This window comes from Streptomyces sp. TLI_171 (assembly GCF_003610255.1).
Classification (GTDB): domain Bacteria; phylum Actinomycetota; class Actinomycetes; order Streptomycetales; family Streptomycetaceae; genus Kitasatospora.
This window is the reverse complement of record NZ_RAPS01000001.1, coordinates 2,785,897-2,807,895: the sequence shown is the minus strand read 5'-3', so window position 1 is coordinate 2,807,895 and position 21,999 is coordinate 2,785,897. Positions and strand designations below refer to the sequence as shown.

General features: G+C 71.2%; 23 protein-coding genes and 1 tRNA gene. 17 read left to right on the top strand and 7 right to left on the bottom strand.

The genetic code is table 11. The annotated features are described in order from the left end of the window. Positions 1-5: 5 nt before the first annotated feature. Both BX266_RS12740 and BX266_RS12735 read right to left on the bottom strand, forming a co-directional pair. Entirely contained in the window at positions 6-599 is a 594-nt protein-coding gene (locus BX266_RS12740) for an isochorismatase family protein (RefSeq protein WP_099899440.1), read from the bottom strand. Between the two features lie 140 nt (positions 600-739). Continuing rightward, the gene (locus BX266_RS12735) at positions 740-2,053 is read right to left on the bottom strand and encodes a nicotinate phosphoribosyltransferase (protein WP_180290471.1); all 1,314 of its coding nucleotides are present in this window, start codon (positions 2,051-2,053) and stop codon (positions 740-742) included. Between the two features lie 137 nt (positions 2,054-2,190). Between BX266_RS12735 and clpS the strand changes: the two genes are divergently transcribed. The 9 genes from clpS (at position 2,191) to BX266_RS12695 (ending at position 8,135) form a co-directional block, all read left to right on the top strand. Then, the gene (clpS, locus tag BX266_RS12730; protein ID WP_107490754.1) at positions 2,191-2,484 is read left to right on the top strand and encodes an ATP-dependent Clp protease adapter ClpS; all 294 of its coding nucleotides are present in this window, start codon (positions 2,191-2,193) and stop codon (positions 2,482-2,484) included. 42 nt (positions 2,485-2,526) lie between these two features. Beyond that, complete coding sequence (locus BX266_RS12725) at positions 2,527-3,099, top strand: DUF2017 domain-containing protein (protein WP_099899435.1); 573 nt, start codon at positions 2,527-2,529, stop codon at positions 3,097-3,099. A gap of 163 nt (positions 3,100-3,262) precedes the next feature. Next, on the top strand, positions 3,263-4,708 hold the full coding sequence (locus tag BX266_RS12720; RefSeq protein ID WP_099899433.1) for an amino acid permease: 1,446 nt from the start codon (positions 3,263-3,265) through the stop codon (positions 4,706-4,708). A 52-nt stretch (positions 4,709-4,760) separates the two neighbouring features. Next, positions 4,761-5,192, top strand: a complete 432-nt coding sequence (locus tag BX266_RS12715; RefSeq protein ID WP_099899431.1) for a Mov34/MPN/PAD-1 family protein — start codon at positions 4,761-4,763, stop codon at positions 5,190-5,192. 141 nt (positions 5,193-5,333) lie between these two features. Then, positions 5,334-5,447 (top strand): putative leader peptide, encoded by a 114-nt coding sequence (locus BX266_RS40830; protein ID WP_310794779.1) that lies wholly within the window; start codon positions 5,334-5,336, stop codon positions 5,445-5,447. 116 nt (positions 5,448-5,563) lie between these two features. Next, entirely contained in the window at positions 5,564-5,842 is a 279-nt protein-coding gene (locus tag BX266_RS12710) for a MoaD/ThiS family protein (protein ID WP_099899429.1), read from the top strand. Continuing rightward, a complete protein-coding gene (locus BX266_RS12705) occupies positions 5,842-6,810 on the top strand; it encodes a PLP-dependent cysteine synthase family protein (protein ID WP_099899427.1) in 969 nt (322 codons plus the stop codon). The genes BX266_RS12710 and BX266_RS12705 overlap by 1 nt, the downstream gene beginning before the upstream one ends. A gap of 221 nt (positions 6,811-7,031) precedes the next feature. Then, a complete protein-coding gene (locus BX266_RS12700) occupies positions 7,032-7,220 on the top strand; it encodes a MerR family transcriptional regulator (protein ID WP_099907783.1) in 189 nt (62 codons plus the stop codon). Between the two features lie 162 nt (positions 7,221-7,382). Then, the gene (locus BX266_RS12695) at positions 7,383-8,135 is read left to right on the top strand and encodes an MBL fold metallo-hydrolase (RefSeq protein ID WP_099899425.1); all 753 of its coding nucleotides are present in this window, start codon (positions 7,383-7,385) and stop codon (positions 8,133-8,135) included. On the opposite strand, the gene BX266_RS12690 is transcribed toward BX266_RS12695, so the two are convergent. After that, positions 8,123-9,040: a branched-chain amino acid transaminase gene (locus BX266_RS12690; protein ID WP_099899423.1), complete on the bottom strand. Its 918-nt coding sequence runs from the start codon at positions 9,038-9,040 to the stop codon at positions 8,123-8,125. The two genes, BX266_RS12695 and BX266_RS12690, sit on opposite strands and share 13 nt — an antisense overlap. A gap of 157 nt (positions 9,041-9,197) precedes the next feature. Here BX266_RS12690 and BX266_RS12685 point away from each other — a divergent pair, with 157 nt between their 5' ends. Further along, a complete protein-coding gene (locus tag BX266_RS12685) occupies positions 9,198-10,145 on the top strand; it encodes a helix-turn-helix transcriptional regulator (RefSeq protein ID WP_143686917.1) in 948 nt (315 codons plus the stop codon). Positions 10,146-10,161: 16 nt separating this feature from the next. On the opposite strand, the gene BX266_RS12680 is transcribed toward BX266_RS12685, so the two are convergent. Then, entirely contained in the window at positions 10,162-11,376 is a 1,215-nt protein-coding gene (locus tag BX266_RS12680) for a PTS transporter subunit EIIC (protein WP_099899419.1), read from the bottom strand. 229 nt (positions 11,377-11,605) lie between these two features. After that, the gene (locus tag BX266_RS12675; protein WP_099899417.1) at positions 11,606-12,898 is read right to left on the bottom strand and encodes a PTS transporter subunit EIIC; all 1,293 of its coding nucleotides are present in this window, start codon (positions 12,896-12,898) and stop codon (positions 11,606-11,608) included. Between the two features lie 372 nt (positions 12,899-13,270). Between BX266_RS12675 and BX266_RS12670 the strand changes: the two genes are divergently transcribed. The 4 genes from BX266_RS12670 (at position 13,271) to rdgB (ending at position 15,503) form a co-directional block, all read left to right on the top strand. Further along, the gene (locus BX266_RS12670; protein WP_099899415.1) at positions 13,271-13,504 is read left to right on the top strand and encodes a glucose PTS transporter subunit EIIB; all 234 of its coding nucleotides are present in this window, start codon (positions 13,271-13,273) and stop codon (positions 13,502-13,504) included. 112 nt (positions 13,505-13,616) lie between these two features. Beyond that, positions 13,617-14,342, top strand: a complete 726-nt coding sequence (gene rph / locus BX266_RS12665; RefSeq protein ID WP_099899413.1) for a ribonuclease PH — start codon at positions 13,617-13,619, stop codon at positions 14,340-14,342. Positions 14,343-14,441: 99 nt separating this feature from the next. After that, entirely contained in the window at positions 14,442-14,870 is a 429-nt protein-coding gene (locus BX266_RS12660; RefSeq protein ID WP_143686916.1) for a hypothetical protein, read from the top strand. Between the two features lie 27 nt (positions 14,871-14,897). Next, a complete protein-coding gene (gene rdgB / locus BX266_RS12655; protein WP_099899408.1) occupies positions 14,898-15,503 on the top strand; it encodes an RdgB/HAM1 family non-canonical purine NTP pyrophosphatase in 606 nt (201 codons plus the stop codon). Between the two features lie 69 nt (positions 15,504-15,572). Here the strand turns inward: rdgB and BX266_RS12650 are convergent. Beyond that, a tRNA-Leu gene (locus tag BX266_RS12650) sits at positions 15,573-15,656 on the bottom strand. A 254-nt stretch (positions 15,657-15,910) separates the two neighbouring features. Between BX266_RS12650 and BX266_RS12645 the strand changes: the two genes are divergently transcribed. Both BX266_RS12645 and BX266_RS12640 read left to right on the top strand, forming a co-directional pair. Next, positions 15,911-18,241, top strand: a complete 2,331-nt coding sequence (locus tag BX266_RS12645; RefSeq protein WP_180290470.1) for a glycosyl hydrolase family 18 protein — start codon at positions 15,911-15,913, stop codon at positions 18,239-18,241. 290 nt (positions 18,242-18,531) lie between these two features. Continuing rightward, positions 18,532-20,913, top strand: a complete 2,382-nt coding sequence (locus BX266_RS12640) for a chitinase C-terminal domain-containing protein (protein ID WP_259465089.1) — start codon at positions 18,532-18,534, stop codon at positions 20,911-20,913. 73 nt (positions 20,914-20,986) lie between these two features. Here BX266_RS12640 and bcp read toward each other — a convergent pair whose 3' ends face one another. After that, on the bottom strand, positions 20,987-21,460 hold the full coding sequence (gene bcp / locus BX266_RS12635; protein WP_099899404.1) for a thioredoxin-dependent thiol peroxidase: 474 nt from the start codon (positions 21,458-21,460) through the stop codon (positions 20,987-20,989). Positions 21,461-21,610: 150 nt separating this feature from the next. On the opposite strand from bcp, the gene BX266_RS12630 reads away from it, so the two are divergent. After that, positions 21,611-21,952 carry a DUF3618 domain-containing protein gene (locus BX266_RS12630; protein WP_099899402.1) on the top strand — a complete coding sequence of 114 codons (342 nt, stop codon included), beginning with the start codon at positions 21,611-21,613 and terminating at the stop codon, positions 21,950-21,952. Positions 21,953-21,999 lie beyond the last annotated feature (47 nt).

Here is a 21,999-nt window from a genome sequence, read left to right as displayed (position 1 = left end):
GGCGGTCAGTCGGCGCGGACCACTGGGGTGCCGGTGAGCTCGACGCCCGCGGTGCGCAGGTCGTCCAGGGCGGTGGCGGTGGTGGCGGAGGCGACGCCGGCCGTCAGGTCGAGCAGGACGCGGGTGGCGAAGCCCTCGCGGGCGGCGTCCAGGGCGGTGGCCCGGACGCAGTGGTCGGTGGCGATGCCGACCACGTCGACGTCGGTGACGCCGCGTTCGCGCAGCCAGGCGGCCAGGGTGCCGCCGTGCTCGTCGAAGCCCTCGAAGCCGCTGTAGGCGGCGGCGTGCGCGCCCTTGGAGAACACCGCTTCGACCGCGCCTGAGGTCACCGAGGGGGCGAAGTTGGGGTGGAAGCCCACGCCTTCGGTGCCGGCCACGCAGTGCGCGGGCCAGGAGTGGACGTAGTCCGGTTCGGCGGCGAAGTGCGCGCCGGGGTCGATGTGGTGGTCGCGGGTGGCGACGATGTGGGCGTAGCCGGGCGCGGAGCCGGCGATCAGGTCGGTGATCGCGGCCGCGACCTCGGCCCCGCCGGCGACGGGAAGGCTGCCGCCCTCGCAGAAGTCGTTCTGCACGTCGACGACGATCAGGGCCCGGTGCATGGCTGGCTTCTCTCGTTGGAGTGTGGGTGCGGTCCGGAGCCGGGGGGTCTCGGCCGCGTTGGCGTCGGGGGCGGTGGGTACCGCGGTTGGCACTCTAGGCAGTGCGCGGCGGCGGTGGAAGGGCCGCCGCGCGCGGGGGCTCAACCCGCGTGGCGCTCGGTGCCGATCACCGGCTCGCCGCGCGACAGCTGGGTGGCCGAGAGCGGCAGCGCGGCGCGGGCGGCGCGGTGACGGGTGCGCGCGGTGTCCAGCGGTTCGCGGCCGACCACCTCGCCGCCGGTGATCAGCGGGACGTGCAGCAGGTGCGGCTCCAGGTCGGCGGGCACCGGGCCGGTGCCGACCACCTCGGCCTCGGCCACCCCGTCCCGGTCGGGGCGGCGGGCGGCCCACTTGCGGCCGCCGACGCTGGTCTTGCCGCCGGCCGAGCGCTTGGCGACCGGGATCAGGTCGCCGCCGGGCACCGACTCGCGGGCGACCAGCTTGTAGACCATCGCGCAGGTCGGGTGGCCGCTGCCGGTGACCAGGCTGGTGCCGACGCCGTAGCCGTCCACGGGGGCGGCGGCGAGCGCGGCGATGGCGTACTCGTCGAGGTCCGAGGTGACGATGATCTTCGTGTCGGTGGCGCCGAGCTCGTCGAGCTGGCGGCGGACCCGGTGGGCGAGCAGGGTCAGGTCGCCGGAGTCGATCCGGACGGCGCCGAGGCCGGGGCCGGCGACCTCGACGGCGGTGCGGACCGCCTCGGCCAGGTCGTAGGTGTCGACCAGCAGGGTGGTGGAGCGCCCCATCGAGTCGATCTGGGCGGTGAAGGCGTCCCGCTCGGTGTCGTGCAGCAGGGTGAAGGCGTGCGCGGCGGTGCCGGTGGTGGGGATGCCGTAGGTGAAGCCGGCCTCCAGGTCGGAGGTGGCGGAGAAGCCGGCCAGGTAGGCGGCCCGGGCGGCGGCGACCGCGGCCTGCTCGTGGGCCCGGCGGGCGCCCATCTCGATCACCGGGCGGTCGCCGGCCGCGGCGGTCATCCGGGAGGCGGCGGCGGCGATCGCCGAGTCGTGGTTGAGGATCGACAGGATCACCGTCTCCAGGATCACCGCCTCGGCGAAGCTGCCCTCGACGGTGAGCAGCGGCGAGCCGGGGAAGTACACCTCGCCCTCGGGGTAGCCGTGCACGTCGCCGGTGAAGCGGTAGTCGGCGAGGAAGCGCAGGGTGTCCTCGTCCACCACGTCCTGGTCGGCCAGCCAGTCGAGTTGCGGGGTGGTGAAGCGGAAGGCCTCGATGGCGTCCAGCACCCGGCCGGTGCCCGCCACCACGCCGTAGCGGCGGCCGTCCGGCAGGCGGCGGGTGAACACCTCGAAGACGGAGCGGCGGTGGGCGGCACCGCTGCGCAGCGCGGCCTGCAGCATGGTGAGCTCGTAGCGGTCGGTGAGCAGCGCGGAGCTGCGGTGCGCGGTGATGGCGTCCATGGGAATGATGCTACTACCACTTAGCGTCAGTTTGACGATTTCTCTCGCGGCGCATGTCGCCGGACCCTGATTCGCTCCGGCGTCCCTCGGATGGAAGCATGGGTGAGGGGAAGATCGAGGTCGAGGAGAGACGCACTGTGAGTGTCGCGCCGGTGGAGATCCAGCGCCCGGAGGTGGAGGGGGTTCCGGTCACGGAGCCGGACACTCCCTGGGTGACCATCGTCCACAACGACCCGGTCAACCTGATGAGCTACGTGCAGTACGTCTTCCAGAGCTACTTCGGCTATCCGAAGGACAAGGCGCGCCAGCTCATGATGGACGTCCACACCAAAGGGCGGGCGGTGGTCTCCAGCGGCACCCGCGAGGAGATGGAGCGCGACGTCCAGGCGATGCACGGCTACGGCCTGTGGGCCACCCTGCAGCACGACTGACGGCCCGTCACCCACCCACCACGAGGGACTGATCCGAAACCCATGGCCGGTTTGTTCGAGAGTGCCGGAAGCGGCGCGGCGATCGCGCTGGACGAGTTCGAGGCGTCCATCCTGCGCTCGCTGGAAGTGCAGATGCTGGAGCTGATCGGCCCGCCGCCGGGCGGCGGGAGCGAGGACCCGCTGGCCGCGCTGTTCGCCGAGGGCCCGAGCGAGGCGCCCGACGACCCGGCGCTGCTGCGGCTGTTCCCCGACGCGTACGGCGGCCCGGGCGCGCCCGAGGACCCGCGCACCGCGGAGCGGGCCGCCGAGTTCCGCCGCTACACCGAGCTGGACCTGCGGGCCCGCAAGCGGGACGACGCGCTCGCGGTGGTCCGGGCGCTGGACGGGCTGGGCGGCGAGGGCGGGGTGCTGGAGGTCGAACCGGGCGAGTTCCCGCACTGGCTGGGCGCGTTGAACGACCTGCGGCTCACCCTCGGCAGCCGGCTGGAGGTCACCGACGAGGACGAGGAGGGCCTCTACAAGCTGCCGGAGGACGACCCGCGCAAGCCGCTGGTGATCGCTTACCTGTGGCTCGGCGCGATGCAGGAGAGCCTGCTGGAGGCCATGACGGGCTGAGGCCCGCGCCCGCCCACCGCCGATTCGCTCATATTGTCCGATTGCTCAGAGAACGCTCAGATTCGCGGCGTTCCTGGTCTTTCGCGTGGTTCACTGCTGCCTCCCCGGGAAGACGGGGCCCGTCGGCCGCCCGGCCGGCGCGGACCGGAGGCGAGGCGAGTGCATGACGCAGCAGGCGATGGACGAGGTCACCGAACCCGTCCCCGACGAGGAGGGCTACCAGCGCGGGCTGGGCAGCCGTCAGATCCAGATGATCGCGATCGGCGGCGCGATCGGCACCGGCCTGTTCCTCGGCGCCGGGACCGCGATCTCCAAGGCCGGACCCAGCCTGATCCTGAGTTACGCGGTGGCCGGCGTGGTGATCTTCGTGATCATGCGGGCGCTCGGCGAACTGCTCACCTACCGCCCGGTCTCCGGCAGCTTCGCCGAGTACGCCCGGGAGTTCCTCGGCCCGTTCGCCGGCTTCGTCACCGGCTGGACGTACTGGCTGTTCTGGGTGGTCACCGGCATGGCCGAGACCACCGCGGCGGCCGTCTACGTGCGCTTCTGGGCGCCCGGCATCCCGCAGTGGACCACCGCGCTGGCCTTCCTGCTGGTGCTGTACGGGGCCAACCTGATCTCGGTGAAGCTGTTCGGCGAGATCGAGTTCTGGTTCTCCATGGTCAAGGTCACCGCGATCATCGGGATGATCCTGATCGGCGTCGGCGTGCTCACCCTCGGCTTCTCGGACGCCGGCGACACCGCCTCGATCACCAACCTGTGGCAGGACGGCGGCCTCTTCCCCAAGGGCATCGGCGCCACCGTGATGACCCTTCAGATCGTCATGTTCGCCTACCTGGGCGTGGAGTTGGTCGGCGTCACCGCGGGCGAGAGCGAGAACCCGGAGAAGACCCTGCCGCGCGCCATCAACACGCTGCCGCTGCGGATCGCGCTGTTCTACATCGGCGCGCTGGTGATCATCCTGTCGCTGGTGCCGTGGACCGAGTTCCAGCCCGGCGTCAGCCCGTTCGTCGCCGCCTTCGGCAAGGTCGGCATCCCCGCCGCGGCCGGCATCATCAACTTCGTGGTGCTCACCGCCGCGCTGTCCTCCTGCAACTCCGGGATGTACTCCACCGGCCGGATGCTGCGCGACCTCGCACTGCGCCGGCAGGCCCCGGGACGGCTCACCCGGCTCAACGCCCGCCGCACCCCCGCCGCCGCGATCACCGTCTCCTGCCTGCTGATGGGCGCCGGCGTGGTGCTCAACTACCTCGTCCCGGAGCGGGCGTTCCAGTACATCACCTCGGTCGCCACCGTCTGCGGCCTGTGGACCTGGGGCGTCATCCTGGCCAGCCAGATCCGCTACCGCGCCGCCTGGCGGGCCGGCCGGCTGCCCGCCCCCGCCTTCCGCGCCCCGGGCGGCAACTGGAGCCGCTGGCTGGCGCTGGCGTTCCTGATCGGCGTCGCGGTGCTGATCGCCTTCGACCCGAACGCCCGGATCTCGCTGTACGTCTTCCCGGCCTGGGCGCTGCTGCTGGTGGTCGGCTACGCGGTGCTCAGCCGCCGCGACCCGGAGGCCGTGCTGGCCGCCGACCCGCACGTCCAGCTCCGCGCCGGGGAGGGCAACTGACGGCCGGTGACGGGGCGGCGGGCGGCCGCCCGGCACTGGCTATCCTGGCCGCATGCTGACCATCACCCGAGAACTGCGCGACCGGATCGTCGCCCACGCCCGCGCCGACCACCCGGACGAGGCGTGCGGCGTGGTCGCCGGACCGGCCGGCACCGGGCGGCCCGAGCGGTTCATCCCGATGCTCAACGCCGCCCGCTCGCCCACCTTCTACGAGTTCGACTCCGGCGACCTGCTGAAGCTCTACCGCGAGATGGACGACCTCGACGAGGAGCCGGTGGTGATCTACCACTCGCACACCGCCACCGAGGCGTACCCGTCCCGCACCGACGTCAGCTACGCCTCCGAGCCGTTCGCCCACTACGTGCTGGTCTCCACCGCCGAGGGCACCGGCGAGCAGGACCCCTTCCAGTTCCGCTCGTTCCGCATCGTGGACGGCGTGATCACGGAGGAAGACGTCGAGGTGGTCGAGGCGTACCAGGGCTGAGCCCCGCCGCCCCACCGACGGGCCGGTCCGCACCGCGCCAGGCGCGGCGGGCCGGCCCGTTTTCTCATCCCTCGGAACATCGCGGACCGGATGCCGAGACAAGCATGTCAAAGCGGGGTCGGGAATCTATACGATGAGTCCATGCGTTCCGTCGATGTGAGCAATCAGGCCCCAGGCACCCGCCTCGTGGCGCGCCTGCACGTCGACCTGTGCCGGCTCGCCAGTGCGATCTGTCCCGGCACCGCCGCACGCTGACCGGCGGCACCACCGGCAAGCATCCCGAAGCTTCCGGCCCCGACGCCCCGGGGCCCTCTCCTCCTGCCGCGCCCCGCCGGCCCGGCAACCCGAACCCACTCCACAGGAGCGCAGCCATGGCCATCGAGGTCCGCATCCCGACCATCCTCCGCAGCTACACCGACGGCGCCAAGGCCGTCGACGGCAACGGCGCCAACCTCGGGGAGCTCTTCACCGACCTCGACTCCCGCCACCCCGGCATCGCCGCCCGCCTGCTGGACAACGGCGAGCTGCGCCGCTTCGTCAACGTCTACCTGAACGACGAGGACGTCCGCTTCCTGGACGGCGTGGCGACCGCGGTCGGCGACGGCGACAGCATCACCATCCTCCCGGCCGTGGCCGGCGGTATGAAGTAATGCGCTACGACAGCCCGATCGAGGCCATCGGCAACACGCCCCTGGTGCGGCTGCCGCGGCTCTCGGCGGCCGTGCCCGGGAACGAGGACGGCCGGGTCACGCTCTGGGCCAAGCTGGAGGACCGCAACCCCACCGGCTCGATCAAGGACCGCCCCGCGCTGCGCATGATCGAGCGCGCCGAGGCGGACGGCCGGCTCACCCCGGGCTGCACGATCCTGGAGCCGACCAGCGGCAACACCGGCATCTCGCTCGCCATGGCGGCCAAGCTCAAGGGCTACCGGATGGTCTGCGTGATGCCGGAGAACACCAGCGAGGAGCGGCGCGAGCTGCTGAAGATGTGGGGCGCGGAGATCATCTCCTCGCCGGCCGCCGGCGGCTCCAACACCGCGGTGCGGATCGCCAAGGAGATCGCCGCCGAGCACCCCGACTGGGTGATGCTCTACCAGTACGGCAACCCGGACAACGCCGGCGCGCACTACGCCACCACCGGTCCGGAGATCCTCGCCGACCTGCCCACCATCACCCACTTCGTGGCCGGCCTGGGCACCACCGGCACCCTGATGGGCATCGGCCGCTACCTGCGCGAGAAGGTCCCGGGCGTGCAGATCGTCGCCGCCGAGCCGCGCTACGACGACCTGGTGTACGGCCTGCGCAACCTGGACGAGGGCTTCGTCCCCGAGCTGTACGACGCCGAGGTGCTCACCACCCGGTTCTCGGTCGGCTCGGCCGACGCGGTCACCCGCACCCGCGAGCTGCTCCAGCAGGAGGGGATCTTCGCGGGCGTCTCCACCGGCGCGGTGGCGCACGCCGCGATCGGGGTGGCCCGCAAGGCCGCCAAGGCCGGCGAGCGCGCGGACGTGGTGTTCGTGGTCGCCGACGGCGGCTGGAAGTACCTGTCCACCGGCATCTACACCGCGGAGACCACCGAGGCCGCGGTCGAGGCGCTGCAGGGGCAGCTCTGGGCCTGACGGCCGGTCAGCACGTCGATGGCGCGGCACTCCACCCGGAGTGCCGCGCCATCCGCATATCGGATCATCGGCCCGCTGTGACATGTCGGCATTTGTCCGCCCGGGTCGACCGGTTCGTCACGGAACGGCCACCGCACCCGGTCGCGGCCCGACCGTCCGACCCCGCCCGGCGAGGCTGGCGGCGCACCACTGGTTCGCTGCTGATCCCGGAGGTGGGCGACATGCCCGGCCGAGAGCTCTGGTCCTACGTCGAGATCGCCCGGCACATCAACGTGCAGGCCGAGACCGTCCGCAACTACAAGCGGCACGGCCTGCTGCCGGAACCCGATCGGGTGGACTCCGCCGGCCACCCCCGCTGGTACCCCGAGACCATCCGGGAGTGGGCCCGGGCCCGTCCCGGGCGGCGCTGAGCGGGCCCGCCCCGTCCTGGTGATTCCGCCCACAGCCCGGCACGGGAGAGGGGGCAAAGTGCCGCCCGGCCCTTACCCTCGACAGTCAAAGAACCCGCTCCGCCCGGCCGGCGGCGCGGACGGCCGGGGACGATGGCCCGACGGGGCGGGAAAGGGGTCGGTATGAAACTGACCGTGGTGGGTTGCTCGGGGAGCTTCCCGTCCGTGGACTCCCCGTGCTCCAGCTACCTGGTGGAGGCCGACGGCTACCGCCTGGTCGTCGACCTCGGCAATGGCGCGCTCGGCGCGCTGCAGAAGTACACCGGCCTGTACGACGTGGACGCGATCCTGCTCAGCCACCTGCACGCCGACCACTGCGTCGACCTGTGCGCGTACTGGGTGGCCCGCAACTACCGGGTCGAGGGCTGCCCCGACCCCGTCCCGGTGCACGGCCCGGCCGGCACCGCGGACCGGCTGGCCCGCGCCTACGACATGCCGGAGAAGCCCGGCATGACCGAGGTCTTCGACTTCCACGACCTCACCGACGGCGCCCGCCTGGCACTCGGCCCGTTCACCGTCACCGCCGCCCGGGTCAACCACCTGGACTGCGAGGCGTACGGCTTCCGGATCGAGGCCGGCGGCCGCAGCCTGGTCTACTCCGGGGACACCGGCGTCTGCCCCGAACTGGTCGAACTCGCCCGCGACACCGACCTGTTCCTCTGCGAGGCGGCGTACACCGACGGCAAGGAGACCTTCGACTCCATCCACCTCAACGGCCGCCAGGCCGGCGAGCACGCCACCGCGGCCGGCGCCAAGCGGCTGGTGCTCACCCACATCCCGCCGTGGACCGAGCCCGAGCGCAACCGGGTGGACGCCGCCGCGGCCTTCGCCGGCCCGGTCGACCTGGCCCGCGCCGGAGCGGTCTACGACCTGTGAACCGGCGTCAGCCAGTGCCGGTAGCGCGGGTCCGCCCCGCTCACCGCCGCCCGGTACGCGGCCGCCAGGCGCTTGGTCAACTCGCCCTCCCCCGAGGGTAGTTCGCGGTTGTCCAGGGAGGACACCGGGACCACCCCGGCGGCCGTCCCGGAGATGAACACCTCGTCCGCCGCGTACAGGTCCGAGCGCAGCAGGCTCTCCACCCGCACCTCCACGCCCAGGTCCCGGGCCAGCGTCAGCACAGTGTCCTGGGTGATCCCCTCCAGCGCGCCCGCGCTGGCCGGGGCGGTGCGCAGCACCCCGCCGCGCACCGCGAACACGTTCTCCGAACTGCACTCGCTGACCGACCCGTCCGGGGCCAGCAGCAGCGCCTCGTCGTAGCCCGCGTCGGTGGCCTCGCGCCGAGCCAGCGCCGAGTTGAGGTACGGCCCGGTGGCCTTCGCCGCCGGGGGAACCGAGTTGGGGTCGGTCCGCCGCCAACTGCTGGTCATCAGGCGCAGGCCGCGCCCGGCGGGCAGGTAGGCCGGCCAGTCCCAGGACGCGATCGACACGCTGGTGGGGGAGTGGCGCATGTCCAGCCCCATCGAGCCGTAGCCCAGGAATGCCAAGTGCCGCAGGTAGCACTCGCGGTGGCCGTTCGCCGCCACCAGCTCCACCGTGGCCTCGGTCAACTCCTTGCGGGAGTAGGGGAGTTCGATCCGCAGCATACGGGCGCTGCGCTCCAGCCGGGCCAGGTGCTCGTCCAGCCGGAACACCGCGGGCCCGTCCGCCGTCTCGAACACCCGGGTGCCCTCCAGCACCCCGGTGCCGTAGTGCAGGGCATGGCTCAGGACGTGGACGCGCGCCTCCTGCCAGGGCACCAGTGCGCCGTCGAACCAGATCACGGAAGACTCGGGAATCGCCATGCGGCCCATCCTGGACAGCCCCGCCCGCTCCGCGAAGGGCCCCGGCCGCGCCGGATCCGGCCATGGCCGCCACCGGAGCCGCCGTCTCGCCTGCCGACCGTCTCGCATGCTGAAAAGAAGCATCCGTCCACCGGCCGCGGGCCTACCCTCCGGAAGGGTGGAGACCAGCACCGCCCTGTACGCCCGCCTGCTCGCCGAACCCGGCCGGGCCCTGGACTCCCTGCGCGACGAACTCGGTTGCGAGGAACGGGAGTTCCAACAGGCTCTGGGCGAACTGCGCGGCCTCGGCCTGCTCCGGCCGACCACCGCCACCACCAGCGGCGTGACCGCCGTCTCGATCGACACCGCGGTCCGCCAGCTGCTCGCCGACTCCGACCGCCGCTTCAGCGCCCTGCTCGGCGAGGCCCGCCGCACCCGCGAACGCGTCGAGCACCTGCACACCCGCTACCTGCCGCTGCAGGGCGGCGCCGCCCACGAACTGGTCCGCGGCCCCGACCGGATCGCCGCCCTGCTGGAGGACGCCGCCCGCGGCGCCCGCACCGAGGCGCTGTCGCTGCGCCCCGGCCAGGACCAGTCCGAGACCGGCCTCGCCGAGAAGCTCGCCCGGGAGCGGATCGCCCTCGCCCACCGGGTCGCGCTGCGCACCATCTACCCCGCCGCAGCCCTGCACCAGCCCGCCGTGCTGGCCCACGTCCAGGCCCTCACCGCGGCCGGCGCCAGCATCCGGGTCGCGCACAGCCTGCCGCTGTGGCTGATCGTGGTCGACGCCGGCCTCGCCGTGCTGCCCGCGCCCGGGGAGCCGCCCGGCACGGCGGCCGTGGTGGTCCGTGACCCGGCGGTGGTCAGCGTGGTCCGGGAGCTGTTCGAGCACTTCTGGGCGGCCAGCTGGATCCCGCCCGAGCTGCTCGGCCGCACCGCGCCCGACGACCGCCACCGCGAGGTGCTGCGCCTGCTCGCCGCGGGCCTCACCGACCAGGCGATCGGCCGCAAGCTGGAGATCTCCGACCGCACCGTGCGCCGCCTGGTCGCCGACCTCACCACCGCGCTCGGCGCCCAGTCCCGCTTCCAGGCGGGCGTGCACGCGGCCCGGCTGGGCTGGATCTGAGCCCGCCGGGCGGCCCTCACCCGTCCTCGAAGTCCTCCTCCTCGCGCCCCGGGGTCTTCAGGTCGAAGCGGAGGATCACGAAGCGGAAGACCGTGTAGTAGACCACCGCGAACACCAGCCCGATCGGGACGATCAGCCACGGATGGCTGGCGTAGCGCCAGTTGAGCACGTAGTCGATGACGCCGGCGGAGAAGGTGAAGCCGTGGTGGACGCCGAGCGCCCAGGTCAGCGCCATGGAGGCGCCGGTGAGCAGGGCGTGCACGACGTACAGCGCGGGGGCGATGAAGACGAAGGCGAACTCGATCGGTTCGGTGATGCCGGTGACGAAGGAGGTGAGGGCGAGCGAGAACATCATGCCCAGCACGGCGCGGCGGCGTTCGGGCCGGGCGCAGTGGGCGATGGCGAGGGCGGCCGCGGGCAGGCCGAACATCATGACGGGGAAGAAGCCGGACATGAACTGGCCGGCGGCGGGGTCGAACTGGAAGAACCTGGTCTGGTCGCCGTGGACGGTCCGGCCGGCGACGTCGAAGCTGCCGGCCTGCTGCCAGAAGAAGGTGTTGGCGATCTGGTGCAGGCCGAACGGCAGCAGGGCCCGGTTGATCACGCCGAAGATGCCGGAGCCGAGCCAGCCCAGGCCGATCACCCAGTTGCTGAAGCTGTCGACGGCGGAGCCGATCGGGCCCCAGCACAGGCCGAAGAACACGCCGAGGCCGGTGCCGACGAAGGCCATCACGATCGGGACCAGCCGGCGCCCGTTGAAGAAGCCGAGCCAGTCCACCAGCCGGGTCCGGTGCAGGCGCTGCCAGAGGATCGCGGAGAGCAGGCCGACCACCACGCCGCCGAGCACGCCCGGGTCCTGGTAGGTGGCCTCGACGTCGTGGCCGGGGAGCACCTGGTAGCCGGTCTTCGGGAAGGCGGTGAGAACCTGGTGATAGGTCAGGAACCCGACCAGGGCGGCCAGCGCGGTGGAGCCGTCGGACTTCTTGGCGTAGCCGATCGCGATGCCGACGCAGAACAGCAGCGGCATCCAGTCGAAGACGGCGTGGCCGGAGGCGGCGAACACCTCGGCGACCCTGGTCCAGTGCAGGCCGTCCGCACCGAACACGTCGTCCTGCCCGAGTCGCAGCAGGATGCCCGCGGCGGGCAGCACCGCGATCGGCAGCTGCAGGCTGCGGCCGATCTTCTGCAGGGCGGGGAAGACCCGGGAGCGCTTCGGTGCGGTGGTACTCATGGCGGGTGGTTCCTCACGGCAGCGCGATCCTGGTCTAGACCACTTCTGGCCTCGTCCAGTTTTCTAGCACGCGCCGAACAGGCTCCGGAACCCTCTTAAGGTTCGTCGGGGACAAGCGCTCCCCAATCGAAACCTTCGAAAGATTGACGTAACGCCAGCAGCGGGGAAGCGCCGCGCCTCCGGCGGGAGAAGTCTCCCGCCGGAGGCGCGGCGCACGGATGAGGGGACGTCAGGCCTTGGTCACGTCCTCCACCTCGTCGTCGTCCTCGCGGCCCGGCGTCTTCAGGTCGAACCTGACGATGACGAATCGGAAGACGACGTAGTAGACCGCTGCGAAGCAGAGGCCGATCGGGATGATCAGCCACGGTTTCGTGGCCAGGTTCCAGTTGAGCAGGTAGTCGAGCAGGCCGGCCGAGAAGCTGAAGCCGTCATGGACGCCGAGTCCCCAGGTGACCGCCATCGAGGCGCCGGTGAGCAGGGCGTGGATGCCGTACAGCGCCGGGGCCACATAGGCGAAGGAGTACTCGATGGGCTCCGTGACGCCGGTGACGAAGGAGGTGAGCGCGACCGAGGTCATCAGGCCGTAGATCTCCTTGCGCCGGTGCGGCTTGGCGCAGTGTGCGATGGCCATCGCGGCGGCGGGGAGCGCGAACATCATGATCGGGAAGAAGCCGGACAGGAACTGACCGGCGGTCGGGTCGCCGGCCAGGAAGCGACCGATGTCGCCGGTGCCGCTCTTGCCCGTCTCCGGGTTGTGGTAGCTGCCGAACTGGAACCAGACGAAGGTGTTCAGCAGTTGGTGCATGCCGACCAGCAGCAGTGCGCGGTTGGCTACGCCGAAGATGCCGGAGCCGCCCGCGCCCAGGTCGGAGAGCCACTTGGAGAAGTCCTCCAGTCCGGTGCCGATCGGCTGCCAGATCCACACCATCAGCGCGCCGAACAGCAGGCCGACCAGGGCAGTGATCATCGGGACCAGGCGGCGGCCATTGAAGAAGCCCAGCCAGTCGACCAGCTTGACCCGGTGGTAGCGCACCCATAGCCAGGCCGAGAACAAGCCCATGAGGATGCCGCCGAGCACGCCGGGATTCTGGAACGCGGCCGCTTCCACGGTTTTGGCGTTGAAGTCGACGCAGGCTGTCCCCTCCAGGACCGAGGGGCTCGGGCAGGTCTTGGGAAAGGCGTGCAGGACGCCGTAGTACACCAGGAAGCCGGCCACCGCTGCGAGCGCGGTGGAGCCGTCCGCCTTCCGGGCCATGCCGATCGCCACGCCGATGCAGAACAGCAGCGGCAGGCCGAGCGCGGGGTCGAGCAGCGCGCCGCCGGCGGCGGCGATCGCTCTGGCCACCTTGTTCCAGCCGAGGCCGTCCTTGCCGAAGATGTCGTCCTGGCCGAAGCGGGTCAGGAGGCCGGCGGCGGGCAGGACGGCGACCGGCAGTTGGAGGCTGCGGCCCATCTTCTGCAGGCCGCCGTAGAAGGTGTGCCACCACGTGGACTGATGCGCCGTGGCGCCTGGTGAACTCATCGTCGGTCCTCCGCTGCCGTTCCCGTTCCGTCTCCGGTCTTCATCCGTGCGCAGGGCCAGGAACACCGGCGGACCGTCCCGCGTTGTCCCGAGTACACCTAGAATTGGTGTAGACCATTTCCGGGGCAGTGGCGGTCCGCGGGTTCGAACACCCGATGATCGTCATCCTCCGGCGGCCCGGGAGCGGGCCGCGCGCGGAGATAGCCCGAAAGTGGACTAACGTGGCATATCGGTTGGAATCGGGTGATGCTGGTCGCGCCGTCGGAAGGCGCGGCAAACTGATCCCGAGTCACCTCCGGCCGGCACCACCGCACACGCAGTACGGCACCCGGCGACCGACCGCCGAAGCGCCGAGACAGAGGGAGAAAGACCATGGCCAGCAAGGCTGAGAAGATCGTCGCCGGTCTCGGCGGAATCGAGAACATCGACGAGGTCGAGGGCTGCATCACTCGGCTGCGCACCGAGGTCCACGACGCCTCCAAGGTCGACGAGGCCGCCCTCAAGGCGGCCGGCGCCCACGGTGTGGTGAAGATGGGCACGGCCGTCCAGGTCGTCATCGGCACCGACGCCGACCCGATCGCCGCCGAGATCGAGGACATGATGTGAGCTGAGCCCGAGGCTCGCTCCACCCGCGCGGCCCGCCCACCGGACACCACCGGTCGGCGGGCCGCCGCACGTGCCGCCGGGGCGCCCGCGGCGAACCGATACGCTCGGTCGCATGTCACGCATCGACGGCCGCACCCCCGACCAGCTCCGCCCCGTCACCATCGAACGGAACTGGAGCAAGCACGCCGAAGGCTCCGTCCTGGTCTCCTACGGCGACACCAAGGTGCTGTGCACCGCCAGCGTCACCGAGGGCGTCCCGCGCTGGCGCAAGGGCAGCGGCGAGGGCTGGGTCACCGCCGAGTACGCCATGCTGCCGCGCGCCACCAACACCCGCGGCGACCGCGAGTCGGTCCGCGGCAAGATCGGCGGCCGCACCCACGAGATCAGCCGGCTGATCGGCCGCTCGCTGCGCGCCGTGATCGACCACCGCGCGCTCGCCGAGAACACCATCGTGCTGGACTGCGACGTGCTGCAGGCCGACGGCGGCACCCGCACCGCGGCGATCACCGGCGCGTACGTGGCGCTGGTGGACGCGGTGTCCTGGGCCCGCGAGAAGAAGCTGCTGCGCGCGAAGGGCCAGCCGATCACCGGCGGGGTCAGCGCGGTCAGCGTCGGCATCATCGGCGGCGTCCCGATGCTCGACCTCCAGTACGAGGAGGACGTCCGGGCCGAGACCGACATGAACATCGTCTGCACCTCCGACGGCCGCTTCGTCGAGGTCCAGGGCACCGCCGAGGGCGCCCCGTTCGACCGGGACCTGCTCAACCAGCTGCTCGACCTGGGCAGCCTGGGCTGCGCCGAACTGGACGAGATCCAGCGCAAGGCCCTGGAGCTGTGACCTCGCGCGAGGGAACCGGGGTGGGCTGAACGGCCGTCAGAACGGAAGGGAGACCCGCGTGTGCTGTACAGGCACGCGGGCTGCCCCTTAACGTTCGCTGTGAGCCCGCACACCCTCCTGGAGGACTCGCCGATGCAGCAGCCGCTCAGCATCAACCGCACCACCGCGCTCGCCGTCGCCGCGCTGGTGCTGATCCTGCCGTTGAGCGCGGTCAGCTGCTCGGCCGCCGAGAAGGCGGTGAGCTGCGCCAACACCGCGGTGCAGATCTCCTCGGACATCTCGCAGCTGGGCTCGGCCTACAACAACGCCCAGCAGGACCCGGCCGCCGCCGGGCAGGCGATCAGCAAGCTGAAGAGCGACCTCGACCAGCTCGGCCGCAACTCCAGCGACGTCGACCTCACCAAGGCGATCGGCGACCTGCAGACCCAGGTCGACAAGGTCCAGGCCGCCGTCGACAACAACCAGGTCCCCGACCTCGGCCCGCTGGGCAGCGCGGCCGGCCAGGTCAGCAAGGTCTGCACCGGCTGACCGCTCCCGGTTCACTAGGCTGGGGACATGACCAAGCGACTCGTTCTCGCCACCCGTAACCAGCACAAGGTCGCCGAGCTGCGCGACATCCTCGGCGCGGCCGGACTGGACGTCGAACTGGTGGGCGCGGACGCCTTCCCCGAGGTGCCGGACGTGCCGGAGACCGGGGTGACCTTCGCCGCGAACGCGCTGCTCAAGGCCCACGCGCTGGCGCAGGCCACCGGGCTGCCCGCGGTCGCCGACGACTCCGGGCTGTGCGTGGACGTGCTGGGCGGGGCGCCCGGGATCTTCTCCGCCCGCTGGGCCGGCCGGCACGGCGACGACAAGGCCAACCTGGACCTGCTGCTCGCCCAGCTGTCCGACATCGACGCCGAGCACCGCGCCGCCTCCTTCGCCTGCGCCGCCGCGCTCGCCCTGCCCGACGGCACCGAGCGGGTGGTCGAGGGCCGGCTGCACGGCACCCTGCGCACCGAGCCGGCCGGGACCAACGGTTTCGGCTACGACCCGGTCCTGCAGCCGCTCGGCGAGAGCCGGACCTGCGCCGAGCTGACCGCGGAGGAGAAGAACGCGATCAGCCACCGCGGGCAGGCCTTCCGCTCGCTCGCCCCCGTGGTCGCCGAGCTGCTCGGCTGACGGAGCGTCAGCCACGCGCGTGAGGCCCGCCCGGCGAACCGGGCGGGCCTCACGCATCCTGAACACCTGTGCGGCCTGAGGGACTCGAACCCTCACGAGATTGCTCTCACGGGCACCTAAAACCCGGGCGTCTGCCAATTCCGCCAAGACCGCGGGGAGTGACGTCCCGCCATGCTACTTGGCCGTTGCGCGGGCGTGCACCACCCTTTCGGGCGGTGGTTCGGGCCGCTCCGACCGGCCTGAGAATTGGTACAGACCTATTGACCCGTGTGGTCCGTACCACGTACGTTCGCGCCGATCCGCGGAAATCCGGGTCCCGGGCGGTGCGCAACGGCCGGGCCCAGGCACGTCTTCCTCCCCCACGGCGTCCGGCCCCCCACTGCCGGGCGCGAGCATTGGAGCGACCCATGCCCGAACGCGCCACAGCCGCGCGCTCCGCCGCCCGCACCGGCCGGCGTCCGCTGAAGGCCGGCACCGCGCTGGCGACCGCCACCGCCCTGGTGGCCGGGGCCGCCGGACTGGTCACCGTGATCGGCGGGGCCTCCTCGGCCGCCACCGTCAACCTCCTCGCCAACGGCGACTTCGAGAGCGGCACGCTGTCCGGCTGGAACTGCTCCGGCGGCCTCGGCTCGATCACCGCGACCGCCCCGCACGGCGGCACCAAGGCTCTCCAGGCGGCGGCCTCCGCCTCGGACAGCGCCCAGTGCTCGCAGACCGTCGCGGTCAGCCCGAACACCACCTACAGCCTGAGCGGCTGGCTGAAGGGCAACTACGTCTACCTGGGCGTCACCGGCACCGGCACCACCGACACCAACACCTGGGGCTCCAGCGCGGACTGGGTCAACCGCAGCACCACCTTCAGCACCGGCGCCTCGACCACCTCGGTGACGGTCTACACCCACGGCTGGTACGGCCAGGGCACCTACTTCGCCGACGACCTGACGCTGACCGGCCCCGGCGGGTCGAGCTCCACCAGCCCGTCGGCGAGCGCGAGTTCGAGCGCCTCCGGGTCCGCCTCGGCCAGCGCGTCGGCGTCGTCGTCCGCGAGCCCGTCGGCGTCCGCCTCGCAGAGCGCCTCGCCGTCGGCGTCCGCCTCGCAGAGCGGGACGCCGGGCGGGGACGGGGTGGTGACCACGCCGACCGGGCTGACCGCGAGCGTCAGCAACACCTCGGTGACGCTGAAGTGGAACGCCTCGACCGACAACGCGCAGAACGGCAACAGCGCGGTCTACCGGATCTTCACCGGCGGCGCCCAGACCCAGACCGCGACCTCGATGGGCACCACGGTGACCGTCTCCTCGCTGCTGCCGAAGACCTCGTACACCTTCACCGTGCAGGGCTACGACAAGGACGGCCACAGCAGCGGGTACTCCGCGCCGGTCACCGTGACCACCGGGGCGGCCGCCACCGGGGCGGTGAAGTCGGCGTACTTCTCGCAGTGGGGCATCTACGGCAACAAGTACTACCCGTCCAGCATGGCCGCCTCGGGCGCGGCGGGCGGGCTGAACACGATGACCTACGCGTTCGCCAACATCAACCCGTCGACGCTGAGCTGCTTCGAGACCATCAAGGCCGCCGACACCAACGACAACAACCCGAGCGCCGGCGACGGCGCGGGCGACGCGTTCGCGGACTACCAGAAGGGCTACACCGCGGACATCGCGGTGGACGGCACCACCGACGCCTGGACCCAGCCGCTGAAGGGCAACTTCAACCAGCTGCGCGAGCTCAAGGCGAAGTACCCGAACCTGAAGATCACCATGTCGCTGGGCGGCTGGACGTACTCCAAGTACTTCTCCGACGCGGCGGCCACCGACGCCTCGCGCAAGAAGCTGGTCTCCTCCTGCATCGACATGTTCATCAAGGGCAACCTGCCCTCGATCCAGGGCGACGCCACCGGCGGCCCCGCCGCGGCGATGGGCATCTTCGACGGCATCGACATCGACTGGGAGTACCCGGCCTCCGCGGGCGGCCACACCGGCAACCACTACTCGGCCGCCGACACGGCCAACTTCACCGCGCTGCTGGCCGAGTTCCGCAACCAGCTGGACGCGTACGGGCAGACCGTCGGCAAGAAGTACCTGCTCACCGCGGCGCTGCCGTCCGGCCAGGACAAGATCGCGCTGCTGCAGACCGACCGGATCGGCACGTACCTGGACTACGGCAACGTGATGTCCTACGACATGCACGGGGCCTGGGACGCCACCGGTCCGACCAACCTGCAGGACCCGCTGTACGACAGCCCGAACGACCCGTCCAAGCCGGTCGCGCCGGGCACCCAGAAGTACACCGTGGACAACGCGGTGAACGCCTACCTGAACGGCGCGCCGGCGTACGGGATCAAGGGCGGGTTCCCGGCGGCCAAGCTCGTGCTGGGCGTGCCGTTCTACCTGCGCGGCTGGACCGGCGTGCCGGCCGGCGCCACCTACGGCCTGTACCAGAGCGCGACCGGGCCGGCCGGGGCGCAGGGCACCAGCCAGACCGCTGGCGTGGCGTTCTGGAAGGAGCTGGCGGCGGCCGGCAAGACCACCGGCTCCACCGTGCACTGGGACCCGACCACGCAGAGCTCGTGGATCTACGACGGTGCCAACCTGTGGACCGGTGACACCCCGCAGGCGATCGCCGCGCGCGGTGCGTACGCCACCTCCAAGGGCCTCGGCGGCATCTTCGCCTACTCGCTGGAGGCCGACGACAGCGCCGGCACGCTGGTCAACGCGATGACCGGAAGCATGAGGTAGCGTCAACTCGCCCTAGGGAAGGCCGGATCGTCCGAGTGCGGACGGTCCGGCCTTTCTCATCAAGTTGGTACAGACCTGTTGACGCGGATGGTCCAGACCTTTTAAGTTCGGCGGAACTTCCCCCACATGCGCACGGCTTCCCACGGCCCTGCGCACGACACTCTCTCCAGGAGGACCGAGTGTTGATCCGAAACACGACGGAGCAGCGTCCCACCGCTGCGGGCCGTCAGAAGACCGGCCGGAAGGTGGCGTTCGCCACCACCGCGGCCGCGGGGCTGGCGGGCCTGCTGATGGCCACGCTCGGCGTCGCGCCGTCCGCCGCCGCCGTCGACAACCAGGCGTGCCGTCCCGACGGCATGTACACCACGCCGGGCGTCGACGTCCCCTACTGCAACGTCTACGACAGCAGTGGCCGCGAGCAGATGGGCGCCGACCACCAGCGCCGCGTCATCGGCTACTTCACCAGCTGGCGCACCGGCAAGGACGGCACGCCCGCCTACCTGGTGAACAACATCCCCTGGGACAAGGTCACCCACCTCAACTACGCGTTCGCGCACGTCGCCTCCGACAACACGCTGTCGGTCGGCGCGGACAGCGCGAACAACGCCTCCACCGGGATGACCTTCCCGGGCGTGGCCGGCGCGGAGATGGACCCGGCGTACTCGTACAAGGGCCACTTCAACCTGCTCAGCAAGTTCAAGAAGCAGTACCCGAACGTCAAGACCATGATCTCGGTGGGCGGTTGGGCCGAGACCGGCGGCTACTTCGACGACTCGGGCACCCGGGTGAACTCCGGCGGCTTCTACTCGATGACCGTCAACGCGGACGGGTCGGTGAACCAGGCCGGCATCAACACCTTCGCGGACTCCGCGGTCGCCTTCATCAAGAAGTACGGCTTCAACGGCGTCGACCTCGACTACGAGTACCCGACCTCGATGAAGGACGCCGGCAACCCGCTCGACTACTCCCTCAGCAACGCCAAGCGCGCCTCGCTGATGAAGGGCTACGCGGCGCTGCTGAAGACCGTGCGCGAGAAGCTCGACCGGGCCTCCGCCGCCGACGGCAAGTACTACCTGCTGTCGGTCGCCGCCCCCTCCTCCGGCTACCTGCTGCGCGGCATGGAGACCTTCCAGGTCACCCAGTACCTGGACTACGTCAACGTCATGTCGTACGACCTGCACGGCGCCTGGAACAAGTACGTCGGCCCGAACGCCGCGCTGTACGACGACGGCAAGGACGCCGAACTGGCGGCCGCCAACGTCTACGGCACCTCGCAGTACGGCGGGATCGGCTACCTGAACGGCGACTGGGCCGTCCACTACTTCCGCGGCGCGATGCCGGCCGGCCGGATCAACCTCGGCGTGCCGTACTACACCCGCGGCTTCCAGAACGTCACCGGCGGCACCAACGGCCTGTGGGGCACCGCCTCCACCACCAACTGCCCGGCCGGATCCGGCCTCACCACCTGTGGTGACGGCGCCGTCGGCATCGACAACATCTGGCACGACCTGGACACCAACGGCAAGGAGTCGCCCGCCGGCTCCAACCCGATGTGGCACGCCAAGAACCTGGAAGCCGGCGTCGTCCCGGACTACCTGGCCAAGTACGGCGTCACCGACACCGCGCTGAACGGCGCCTACTCCCGCAACTACAGCACCGCGCTCGCGTCGTCGTGGCTGTGGAACGCCAACAAGAAGGTCTACCTCTCCACCGAGGACGACCAGTCGATCGCGCAGAAGGCGGACTACCTGGTCAACCAGGGCGTCGGCGGCGCGATGATCTGGGAGCTGGCCGGCGACTACAAGTGGGACGCCACCGCCAACGGCGGCAAGGGCGAGTACGTCCAGGGCAACACCATGACCTCGCTGCTGTACGACAAGTTCAAGGCGGCCTCGGCGTACGGTGCGACCCGCTCCACCATCGCGCTGCCGCAGCAGACCCTGCCGATCGACGTGTCGTTCACCGACTTCGCGCTGGGCGACAACAACTACCCGATCAACCCGAAGATCCACATCGTCAACAACTCGACCACCACCCTGCCGGGCGGCACCGAGTTCCAGTTCGACTACTCGGTCTCCGCGCCCAGCAACGCCGCGGACCAGTCCGGCTTCGGCTCCAAGGTCATCCGGGCGGACCACACCGGCAGCAACGTCGGCGGTCTGAAGGGCACCTACAACCGGGTCTCGCTGAAGCTGCCGACCTGGCAGACGCTGGCGCCCGGCGCCTCGGTGGACGTCGCGTTCGTCTACTACCTGCCGGTCTCCACCCCCGCCAACTGGACCGTGAACGTCGGCGGCACGCTGTACGGCATCACCGGCGACTTCACCCGCGGCACCACCGCGAGCACCTCCTCGCCGTCGCCGTCCGTCTCGGTCTCCGCGTCCGCCTCGGCCTCGCAGTCCGCGTCGCCGTCGGCCTCGGCCAGCGCCTCCGCCTCCCGGTCGGCGTCCCCGTCGGCCTCGGCCTCCGCCTCGCAGTCGGCCTCGCCGTCCGCCTCGGCCAGCACCGGGACCTGCTCGGGCGCCCCGAGCTGGGCCGCGGGCGCCGTCTACGCCACCACCACCAAGGTGTCGTGGAAGGGCCACTACTGGCAGAACAAGTGGTGGACCACCGGCGAGGACCCCTCGCTGAGCGGCGCCTGGGGCGTCTGGACGGACCTCGGGGCCTGCTGATCCCGAGCCCATGAACGGCGGTGGCGGTCGACCCGGTCGGGGGGTCGGCCGCCACCGCTGCTGTGTGCAGGCGCTACTGACCGACCTTCAGGTCCTTCAGGAGCTTGGCGACGTGGCCGGTGGCCCGGACGTTGTACAGCGCCCGCTCCACCTTGCCCGCCTCGTCGACGATCACCGTCGAGCGGATCACGCCCTGGTAGGTGCGGCCGTAGTTCGTCTTCTCGCCGAACGCCCCGTACGCCTCCAGCACCCGGTGCTCGGGGTCGGACAGCAGGGTCACCTTCAGGTTCTCCTGCTCACGGAACTTGCCGAGCTTCTCCGGCTTGTCCGGGGAGATGCCGATGACGTCGTAGCCGGCCCCCGCGAACACCTCCAGGTTGTCGGTGAAGTCGCAGGCCTGCTTGGTGCAGCCCGGGGTCAGGGCCGACGGGTAGAAGTAGACGATCACCCTGCGGCCCAGGTGGTCGGCCAGCGACACCTGGTTGCCGTCGGCGTCGGACAGGGTGAAGGCGGGGGCGGTGTCGCCCGCCTGCAGGCGCTCGCTCACTGGGGTGCGTCTCCTCGGAACCGGTGCGGTGGTCGTGCTGCCAGCCAACCTACTCCCGTTGGTGGGTGGCGCTGCGCGTGCGCGGCGGGGAGCTGACAGACTGTCGGAGGAGAAGAAGTACCTAGCGGTAACAGAGATGGGGTGGCCCCAGTGGCAGGGAGCGGCAAGGACACGTCGGCACCACGCACGACGTCCCAGATCGAGGCGGACATCGCCGGGAGCAGGGACCGGCTCGCCGCGACCCTCGACGAGCTCGCGATGCGCGTCCACCCGGCCACCGTCGCCGCCCAGACCAAGGCCAAGGTCCGCGCCTCGGTCGAGCAGAAGGCCGGGAAGGCGTACGTGGCCGCGAGCGGCGCCGTCGAGCGGGTGAAGGCGGAGTTCGTCGACGAGGACGGGCGGCTGCGGGCGGAGCGCGTGGTGCCCGCCGCACTGGTCGGCGTCGGCGTGGTGCTGCTGATCGCCTCGGCGCGCCGCCGGCGCAAGGGCTGACGGGCCGTTCTCGGCGGGGTCCCGGGCAGGTGCCCGGGACCCCGCCG

Coding starts and splice junctions, on each gene's coding strand:
- BX266_RS12640 (WP_259465089.1), top strand. CDS start 18,532: ATGGCCACGCTCGGCGTCGCGCCGTCCGCCGCCGCCGTCGACAACCAG.
- BX266_RS12695 (WP_099899425.1), top strand. CDS start 7,383: ATGAAACTGACCGTGGTGGGTTGCTCGGGGAGCTTCCCGTCCGTGGAC.
- BX266_RS40830 (WP_310794779.1), top strand. CDS start 5,334: ATGCGTTCCGTCGATGTGAGCAATCAGGCCCCAGGCACCCGCCTCGTG.
- BX266_RS12740 (WP_099899440.1), bottom strand. CDS start 599: ATGCACCGGGCCCTGATCGTCGTCGACGTGCAGAACGACTTCTGCGAG.
- BX266_RS12645 (WP_180290470.1), top strand. CDS start 15,911: ATGCCCGAACGCGCCACAGCCGCGCGCTCCGCCGCCCGCACCGGCCGG.
- rdgB (WP_099899408.1), top strand. CDS start 14,898: ATGACCAAGCGACTCGTTCTCGCCACCCGTAACCAGCACAAGGTCGCC.
- BX266_RS12670 (WP_099899415.1), top strand. CDS start 13,271: ATGGCCAGCAAGGCTGAGAAGATCGTCGCCGGTCTCGGCGGAATCGAG.
- BX266_RS12680 (WP_099899419.1), bottom strand. CDS start 11,376: ATGAGTACCACCGCACCGAAGCGCTCCCGGGTCTTCCCCGCCCTGCAG.
- BX266_RS12710 (WP_099899429.1), top strand. CDS start 5,564: ATGGCCATCGAGGTCCGCATCCCGACCATCCTCCGCAGCTACACCGAC.
- rph (WP_099899413.1), top strand. CDS start 13,617: ATGTCACGCATCGACGGCCGCACCCCCGACCAGCTCCGCCCCGTCACC.
- BX266_RS12690 (WP_099899423.1), bottom strand. CDS start 9,040: ATGGCGATTCCCGAGTCTTCCGTGATCTGGTTCGACGGCGCACTGGTG.
- BX266_RS12675 (WP_099899417.1), bottom strand. CDS start 12,898: ATGAGTTCACCAGGCGCCACGGCGCATCAGTCCACGTGGTGGCACACC.
- BX266_RS12705 (WP_099899427.1), top strand. CDS start 5,842: ATGCGCTACGACAGCCCGATCGAGGCCATCGGCAACACGCCCCTGGTG.
- BX266_RS12720 (WP_099899433.1), top strand. CDS start 3,263: ATGACGCAGCAGGCGATGGACGAGGTCACCGAACCCGTCCCCGACGAG.
- BX266_RS12715 (WP_099899431.1), top strand. CDS start 4,761: ATGCTGACCATCACCCGAGAACTGCGCGACCGGATCGTCGCCCACGCC.
- BX266_RS12725 (WP_099899435.1), top strand. CDS start 2,527: ATGGCCGGTTTGTTCGAGAGTGCCGGAAGCGGCGCGGCGATCGCGCTG.
- BX266_RS12735 (WP_180290471.1), bottom strand. CDS start 2,053: ATGGACGCCATCACCGCGCACCGCAGCTCCGCGCTGCTCACCGACCGC.
- BX266_RS12700 (WP_099907783.1), top strand. CDS start 7,032: ATGCCCGGCCGAGAGCTCTGGTCCTACGTCGAGATCGCCCGGCACATC.